General features: G+C 42.0%; 1 CRISPR repeat array.

What is annotated here, in order from left to right:
* A CRISPR array of direct repeats spans positions 1-4,169; the repeat unit is 28 nt; unit sequence GTTCATGGCGACATACGCCATTTAGAAA.
* The last annotated feature ends 23 nt before the right edge of the window (positions 4,170-4,192 follow it).

The following is a 4,192-nucleotide window of genomic DNA, read 5'->3' on the forward strand; positions in this document are numbered from 1 at the left end:
GTTCATGGCGACATACGCCATTTAGAAAAGTTGGTGCTTACTTGAAAACTGCGTTTATGGGTTCATGGCGACATACGCCATTTAGAAAAGCAATCCGAATACAGCAAACATAAGCATCACGTTCATGGCGACATACGCCATTTAGAAAAAGACTGAATCAATCCTATTGCTGATCGCAGAGTTCATGGCGACATACGCCATTTAGAAAGAAAGATGCAAGACAGTAAGCAAAAGCCCTCAGTTCATGGCGACATACGCCATTTAGAAATTCTAGTTGCCCAGAAATTTGGCTGTTTAAAAGTTCATGGCGACATACGCCATTTAGAAAATTGCAAGAAAATTTAGTTAGATTAAAGTTCTGTTCATGGCGACATACGCCATTTAGAAAAAAAAGAGAGGTTCGGGCTAAAGGGGTTTTACGTTCATGGCGACATACGCCATTTAGAAAAGTATTATGCAAAAAGACCAAATGTAATTTTAGTTCATGGCGACATACGCCATTTAGAAATGAACATACAATTTAGGGTTAAACACTCTTGAGTTCATGGCGACATACGCCATTTAGAAAAGCGCATCAAATTGATTCTGCGACAACGGCACGTTCATGGCGACATACGCCATTTAGAAATTTTCAAAAGAAAAATTAGATTCCATGTGCGTGTTCATGGCGACATACGCCATTTAGAAATAGGCTTTGGTGGGCAGTCGTGAGGGATTTTGGTTCATGGCGACATACGCCATTTAGAAAGATTTACTCAATTCCAGAATCAGTGCGACAAGGTTCATGGCGACATACGCCATTTAGAAAAATGATATTTAAACGACACCATAAGCCGTCTGGTTCATGGCGACATACGCCATTTAGAAACCTCTCTGATTACCTAAAAAACCGTTCAGGGGGTTCATGGCGACATACGCCATTTAGAAATAAAAAACCGTTCAGGGGAATTAGCGAGGGGTGTTCATGGCGACATACGCCATTTAGAAAAGCAGATGCAAATGCAAAAACTTTGGGGATTGGTTCATGGCGACATACGCCATTTAGAAAAGTTGCCAGCGGTGCCGAGATTTCAACTTTAGGTTCATGGCGACATACGCCATTTAGAAAAACAAAGTAAAGAAGTCACGCTTTGGAAAGAAGTTCATGGCGACATACGCCATTTAGAAATGATGCCGCTGGACAAGCCAAGTCTTCAAAAAGTTCATGGCGACATACGCCATTTAGAAAGATCCATGGAAAAACCCCAAACGATTGTAGGTGTTCATGGCGACATACGCCATTTAGAAAGAACGAGTGTCTACGAGTGAAGCCACCAGGATGTTCATGGCGACATACGCCATTTAGAAAAATCAGGTATTCCCATTGGTACAGCTTCTAAAGTTCATGGCGACATACGCCATTTAGAAAGAACTGATAATAAGTAAATATGAAAACAAGTAGTTCATGGCGACATACGCCATTTAGAAATAACGGCACTTTCTTGTTATCTGCCTTGTGCAGTTCATGGCGACATACGCCATTTAGAAAAAGCTTCGATATGACGTTGCATTGCATCGTAAGTTCATGGCGACATACGCCATTTAGAAACAATAACTCCAATCGCCGCGAATTAAATCTTCGTTCATGGCGACATACGCCATTTAGAAATCCCATTCCTCATCCACATAAGTCACGTGAATGTTCATGGCGACATACGCCATTTAGAAAACAGCAAATCGCATGGGCCAAATGATGCTCTCGTTCATGGCGACATACGCCATTTAGAAATCACACCAGTGCCATTGTTTACGCGCTGTCTTGTTCATGGCGACATACGCCATTTAGAAAGATGGGGTTGCCATTTGGCTTAACCGACCAGTGTTCATGGCGACATACGCCATTTAGAAACCAGTAAGCTCATATCGGGTCTTGTTATGTCGGTTCATGGCGACATACGCCATTTAGAAATGCATCACACTCAACAAGAGCGTCAATAATTTGTTCATGGCGACATACGCCATTTAGAAATTGTTCTTCTAAACGCTGAATCATCAATCTCTGTTCATGGCGACATACGCCATTTAGAAAGATATGTTTGTGACTACTGCCTGAACATAAGAGTTCATGGCGACATACGCCATTTAGAAAAGTGCCGTAATTATTTTGGCTTTGAACGCGCTGTTCATGGCGACATACGCCATTTAGAAATGTTGTTGATGCAAATGCACTTGCTGAAGAAAGTTCATGGCGACATACGCCATTTAGAAAGCTTGCAATGAATTGGTCGATGCAGTTTTCAGGTTCATGGCGACATACGCCATTTAGAAAGCGTTACTTTCGGTGCAGCAATCAAAGCAATCGTTCATGGCGACATACGCCATTTAGAAAGAGTTTCGTAATGGCGTAGAATTCGTCATCACGTTCATGGCGACATACGCCATTTAGAAATTGCCCGCCTGAATTGTTGAATGGCTGGGATGGTTCATGGCGACATACGCCATTTAGAAAATCACCATCGCTTGCATCTCGCAAGTAGAAGTGTTCATGGCGACATACGCCATTTAGAAAAATTGAAGATCGTGTCGAAAAGAAGCAAGAAGGTTCATGGCGACATACGCCATTTAGAAACATGCGATTTGCTGTGGAATGTTTTTGATGTGGTTCATGGCGACATACGCCATTTAGAAATTGCTACCGCTTATTGATGTTGGCAAGTCGGAGTTCATGGCGACATACGCCATTTAGAAAAAACATGGTTACATCACAGTGAACCATCATTGGTTCATGGCGACATACGCCATTTAGAAAATCCAAGATATAAGCCTTATCAATCGCACCAGGTTCATGGCGACATACGCCATTTAGAAACAATTGCTTGAGTTGTTGATTGAGCAAAGGAAGTTCATGGCGACATACGCCATTTAGAAAACAGTGGGGCTGCCTGCATGAAATCCCAATGAGTTCATGGCGACATACGCCATTTAGAAATTTATGAAGCAGCGTCTTTGCATCATCTCGCAGTTCATGGCGACATACGCCATTTAGAAACAAGAAAGAACAACCAAGAAAAACCGTATTCAGTTCATGGCGACATACGCCATTTAGAAAACATTCAAAGATGCCCAGCGCATTAGATCAAAGTTCATGGCGACATACGCCATTTAGAAATCCATTTCAACAAAGGTAAAAAAATGGCTGACGTTCATGGCGACATACGCCATTTAGAAAACGTGCTGAGTAGCTACATCACAAAGCATGACGTTCATGGCGACATACGCCATTTAGAAATTGCAATTGAGAATAGCTCACATGGTCAGTCAGTTCATGGCGACATACGCCATTTAGAAATGCTCAGTGTGAAAAAGAAGCATGGCGCTTGGGTTCATGGCGACATACGCCATTTAGAAAATTAGGCAGGCTTCGCGTTTTGGGAAGTAGTAGTTCATGGCGACATACGCCATTTAGAAAATGACCGTCCGTAAAGGCCTTAAAGAGTTGCTGTTCATGGCGACATACGCCATTTAGAAATGAACATAAGATAGAAGCCAAAAACTTTTGCGGTTCATGGCGACATACGCCATTTAGAAAAAGGATAGTGCTTTCACGATTCCTACACTGCCGTTCATGGCGACATACGCCATTTAGAAAAGAGGTTGAACACGCAAGGCCACTGGAAAAACGTTCATGGCGACATACGCCATTTAGAAATGACGCAAAGACTCGCTATTACGATGCAATGCGTTCATGGCGACATACGCCATTTAGAAAGATATGTTTGTGACTACTGCCTGAACATAAGAGTTCATGGCGACATACGCCATTTAGAAAGTGAATTCTTAGAATCAAACCGAATTATGTACGTTCATGGCGACATACGCCATTTAGAAAATTGCAAAGAAAGCTATTGAAAATCCGATTATGTTCAAGGCGACATACGCCATTTAGAAAAACAGCTTTGAATAAATCCGACATAGCATCCAGTTCAAGGCGACATACGCCATTTAGAAATTGTTGAGTATATGCTTGATATTTAGAACCTGTGTTCAAGGCGACATACGCCATTTAGAAATAGAAAGCCTACCTGTACCCATTCAGTACATTGTTCAAGGCGACATACGCCATTTAGAAAATTAGCAGCCATCCGTCTAACACTTCTGACACGTTCAAGGCGACATACGCCATTTAGAAAAGCAAGGCGGTAAAGATAAAAAA

The organism is Acinetobacter sp. CIP 102637, from assembly GCF_000368425.1.
In the GTDB taxonomy this organism is placed as follows: Bacteria; Pseudomonadota; Gammaproteobacteria; order Pseudomonadales; family Moraxellaceae; genus Acinetobacter; species Acinetobacter parvus.